This window comes from Mycobacterium sp. 1423905.2 (assembly GCF_001673155.1).
Classification (GTDB): Bacteria; Actinomycetota; Actinomycetes; order Mycobacteriales; family Mycobacteriaceae; genus Mycobacterium.
Genome location: NZ_LZLE01000066.1, coordinates 1 through 4,895, shown reverse-complemented (window position 1 = coordinate 4,895; position 4,895 = coordinate 1). Strand labels below are relative to the sequence as shown.

General features: G+C 56.6%; 2 rRNA genes. Both read right to left on the bottom strand.

Features of this window, described 5'->3' with window-relative positions:
- Positions 1-3,104, bottom strand: a 23S ribosomal RNA gene (locus A9W95_RS04005); the annotation flags it as partial.
- 268 nt (positions 3,105-3,372) lie between these two features.
- Positions 3,373-4,892, bottom strand: a 16S ribosomal RNA gene (locus A9W95_RS04000).
- Positions 4,893-4,895: the final 3 nt, after the last annotated feature.

Sequence of the window (4,895 nt, the reverse complement as noted above, 5' to 3'; positions counted from 1 at the left end):
GTAAGTTTTCGGCCGGTTAGTGCCAGTTCCCTGCACTCATTACTGAGCTTCCAGGTCTGGCCTATCGATCCCGTGGTCTGCGGGGGGCCTTATCCCTCTAAAAGGGTGAGAAGCCTCATCTTGGAGAAGGTTTCCCGCTTAGATGCTTTCAGCGGTTATCCTGTCCGAACGTGGCTATCCAGCGGTGCCCCTGGTGGGACAACTGGTATACCAGAGGTTCGTCCGTCCCGGTCCTCTCGTACTAGGGACAGGTTTCCTCAAGCTTCTGACGCGCGCGGCGGATAGAGACCGAACTGTCTCACGACGTTCTAAACCCAGCTCGCGTGCCGCTTTAATGGGCGAACAGCCCAACCCTTGGGACCTGCTCCAGCCCCAGGATGCGACGAGCCGACATCGAGGTGCCAAACCATCCCGTCGATATGGACTCTTGGGGAAGATCAGCCTGTTATCCCCGGGGTACCTTTTATCCGTTGAGCGACACCCCTTCCACTCGGGGGTGCCGGATCACTAATCCCGACTTTCGTCCCTGCTTGACTTGTAAGTCTCGCAGTCAAGCTCCCTTGTGCATTTACACTCAACACCTGATTGCCGTCCAGGTTGAGGGAACCTTTGGGCGCCTCCGTTACATTTTAGGAGGCAACCGCCCCAGTTAAACTACCCACCAGGCACTGTCCGTGAACCGGATATACGGTTCGACGTTAGGTGTCCAATACGATCAGAGTGGTATTTCAACAACGACTCCACTCGAACTGGCGTCCGAGTTTCACAGTCTCCCACCTATCCTACACAAACCGTACCGAACAACAATACCAAGCTATAGTGAAGGTCCCGGGGTCTTTTCGTCCTGCCGCGCGTAACGAGCATCTTTACTCGTAGTGCAATTTCGCCGAGTCTATGGTTGAGACAGTTGAGAAGTCGTTACGCCATTCGTGCAGGTCGGAACTTACCCGACAAGGAATTTCGCTACCTTAGGATGGTTATAGTTACCACCGCCGTTTACTGGGGCTTAAATTCTCCGCTTCACCTTGCGGTTAACGGGTCCTCTTAACCTTCCAGCACCGGGCAGGCGTCAGTCCGTATACATCGTCTTGCGACTTCGCACGGACCTGTGTTTTTAGTAAACAGTCGCTTCTCACTGGTTTCTGCGACCGAATCCCGCTCCCACCGCAAGGGTGTTCACGATATTTCGGTCCCCCTTCTCCCGAAGTTACGGGGGTATTTTGCCGAGTTCCTTAACCATAGTTATCTCGTACGCCTTGGTATTCTCTACCTGACCACCTGTGTTGGTTTGGGGTACGGGCCGTGTGTGTGCTCGCTAGAGGCTTTTCTTGGCAGCAGAGGATGACCGAATTCGCCTCAATCGGCTATGCATCACCTCTCAGGAATATGAGCGACGGATTTGCCTATCGCTCTCCCTACGGGCTTGCCCCAGTATTACCACTGACTGGTACGGCTGCCTTCCTGCGTCACCCCATCGCTTGACTACTACCACCCGGGGTCCCACGCAGCCGGTCACCGTCGCACCCCGAAGGGATTGATCAGCGACCATTTGGGTGGTTAGCACAGATGATTCATCACGGGCGCGCACACACGGGTACGGGAATATCAACCCGTTGTCCATCGACTACGCCTGTCGGCCTCGCCTTAGGTCCCGACTCACCCTGGGCGGACTGGCCTGGCCCAGGAACCCTTGGTCTTTCGGCGGGCAAGGTTCTCACTTGCCTAATCGCTACTCATGCCTGCATTCTCACTCCCCCACCCTCCACCACCGGTTACCCGGAGGCTTCGCTGAGTGAGGGACGCTCCCCTACCCACATTCACATACGTGAATGTGCCGCGGCTTCGGCGGTGTGCTTGAGCCCCGCTACATTATCGGCGCACAATCACTTGACCAGTGAGCTATTACGCACTCTTTCAAGGGTGGCTGCTTCTAAGCCAACCTCCTGGTTGTCTCTGCGACTGCACATCCTTTTCCACTTAGCACACGCTTTGGGGCCTTAGCCGGCGATCTGGGCTGTTTCCCTTTCGACGTACGGAGCTTATCCCCCGCCGTCTCACTGCCACGCTTGACACCACGGCATTCGGAGTTTGGCTGACGTCAGTAACCTAGTAGGGCCCATCGGCCATCCAGTAGCTCTACCTCCGCGGTGAACCACGTAACGCTGCACCTAAATGCATTTCGGGGAGAACCAGCTATCACGGAGTTTGATTGGCCTTTCACCCCTACCCACAGCTCATCCCCTCAGTCTTCAACCTAAGTGGGTTCGGGCCTCCACGCGGTCTTACCCGCGCTTCACCCTGGCCATGGGTAGATCACTCCGCTTCGGGTCCAGAACATGCCACTACACCCCTTACGGGGATGCGCCCTATTCAGACTCGCTTTCGCTACGGCTACCCCACACGGGTTAACCTCGCGACATGTCCCTGACTCGCAGGCTCATTCTTCAAAAGGCACGCCATCACCCCACGAGGAGGCTCTGACGGATTGTAGGCACACGGTTTCAGGTACTCTTTCACTCCCCTCCCGGGGTACTTTTCACCATTCCCTCACGGTACTAATCCGCTATCGGTCATCGAGAAGTATTTAGGCTTACCGGGTGGTCCCGGCAGATTCACAGCAAATTCCACGGGCTCGCTGCTACTCGGGAACTGATACAAGGCAGGCGCCGAGTTTTCGCGTACCGGGCTCTCACCGTCTATGGCGGGCCATCCCAGGCCACTTCCGCTAACTACGACACTTTTTGACTGCCCCTCAGCCAGGTAGAGCTGAGACGTATCACTCCCACAACCCCGCACACACAACCCCTACCCGGTTACACATGCATGCGGTTTAGCCATTTTCCGCGTTCGCTCGCCACTACTAGCGGAATCACAATTGTTTTCTCTTCCTACGGGTACTGAGATGTTTCACTTCCCCGCGTTCCCCCCCGTACCCTATATATTCAGGTACGGGTAACACGACATCACTCGTGCTGGGTTTCCCCATTCGGAAATCCTCGGATCCACGCTCGGTTGACAGCTCCCCGAGGCATATCGCAGCCTCCCACGTCCTTCATCGGCTCTCGATGCCAAGGCATCCACCATGTGCCCTTAAACACTTACAAACACAAAAACCAAAGAATAAAAAATTGCACAAAAGAACACGCCACCGTTGCCGGCAGCGCATCCAGTTGATGCTCGCAACCACTATCCAGTTCTCAAACACCACACCCCACCACCAAGATGGAGGGACAACACAAGGTGTTGTCTCAGGACCCAACAGTGTGTCTGGCGATTGCTTGTTGTTGTGCACCCGGTCTTCGTCCACTACAGACGAGGACCCCTCACGGCTCGCACCCCACCAATTGGAGTGCTTTTCGTGGTGCTCCTTAGAAAGGAGGTGATCCAGCCGCACCTTCCGGTACGGCTACCTTGTTACGACTTCGTCCCAATCGCCGATCCCACCTTCGACAGCTCCCTCCCAAAGGGTTAGGCCACTGGCTTCGGGTGTTACCGACTTTCATGACGTGACGGGCGGTGTGTACAAGGCCCGGGAACGTATTCACCGCAGCGTTGCTGATCTGCGATTACTAGCGACTCCGACTTCACGGGGTCGAGTTGCAGACCCCGATCCGAACTGAGACCGGCTTTAAAAGGATTCGCTTAACCTCACGGCATCGCAGCCCTTTGTACCGGCCATTGTAGCATGTGTGAAGCCCTGGACATAAGGGGCATGATGACTTGACGTCATCCCCACCTTCCTCCGAGTTGACCCCGGCAGTCTCTCACGAGTCCCCGGCATTACCCGCTGGCAACATGAGACAAGGGTTGCGCTCGTTGCGGGACTTAACCCAACATCTCACGACACGAGCTGACGACAGCCATGCACCACCTGCACACAGGCCACAAGGGAACGCCTATCTCTAGACGCGTCCTGTGCATGTCAAACCCAGGTAAGGTTCTTCGCGTTGCATCGAATTAATCCACATGCTCCGCCGCTTGTGCGGGCCCCCGTCAATTCCTTTGAGTTTTAGCCTTGCGGCCGTACTCCCCAGGCGGGGTACTTAATGCGTTAGCTACGGCACGGATCCCAAGGAAGGAAACCCACACCTAGTACCCACCGTTTACGGCGTGGACTACCAGGGTATCTAATCCTGTTCGCTCCCCACGCTTTCGCTCCTCAGCGTCAGTTACTGCCCAGAGACCCGCCTTCGCCACCGGTGTTCCTCCTGATATCTGCGCATTCCACCGCTACACCAGGAATTCCAGTCTCCCCTGCAGTACTCCAGTCTGCCCGTATCGCCCGCACGCCGAGGGTTAAGCCCCCGGTTTTCACGAACAACGCGACAAACCACCTACGAGCTCTTTACGCCCAGTAATTCCGGACAACGCTCGCACCCTACGTATTACCGCGGCTGCTGGCACGTAGTTGGCCGGTGCTTCTTCTGCAGGTACCGTCACTTGCGCTTCGTCCCTGCTGAAAGAGGTTTACAACCCGAAGGCCGTCATCCCCCACGCGGCGTCGCTGCATCAGGCTTGCGCCCATTGTGCAATATTCCCCACTGCTGCCTCCCGTAGGAGTCTGGGCCGTATCTCAGTCCCAGTGTGGCCGGACACCCTCTCAGGCCGGCTACCCGTCGTCGCCTTGGTAGGCCGTCACCCCACCAACAAGCTGATAGGCCGCGGGCCCATCCCACACCGCAAAAGCTTTCCACCATAAGACATGCATCTCATGGTCCTATCCGGTATTAGACCCAGTTTCCCAGGCTTATCCCGAAGTGCAGGGTAGATCACCCACGTGTTACTCACCCGTTCGCCACTCGAGTACCCCCGAAGGGGCCTTTCCGTTCGACTTGCATGTGTTAAGCACGCCGCCAGCGTTCGTCCTGAGCCAGGATCAAACTCTCCAAACAAAA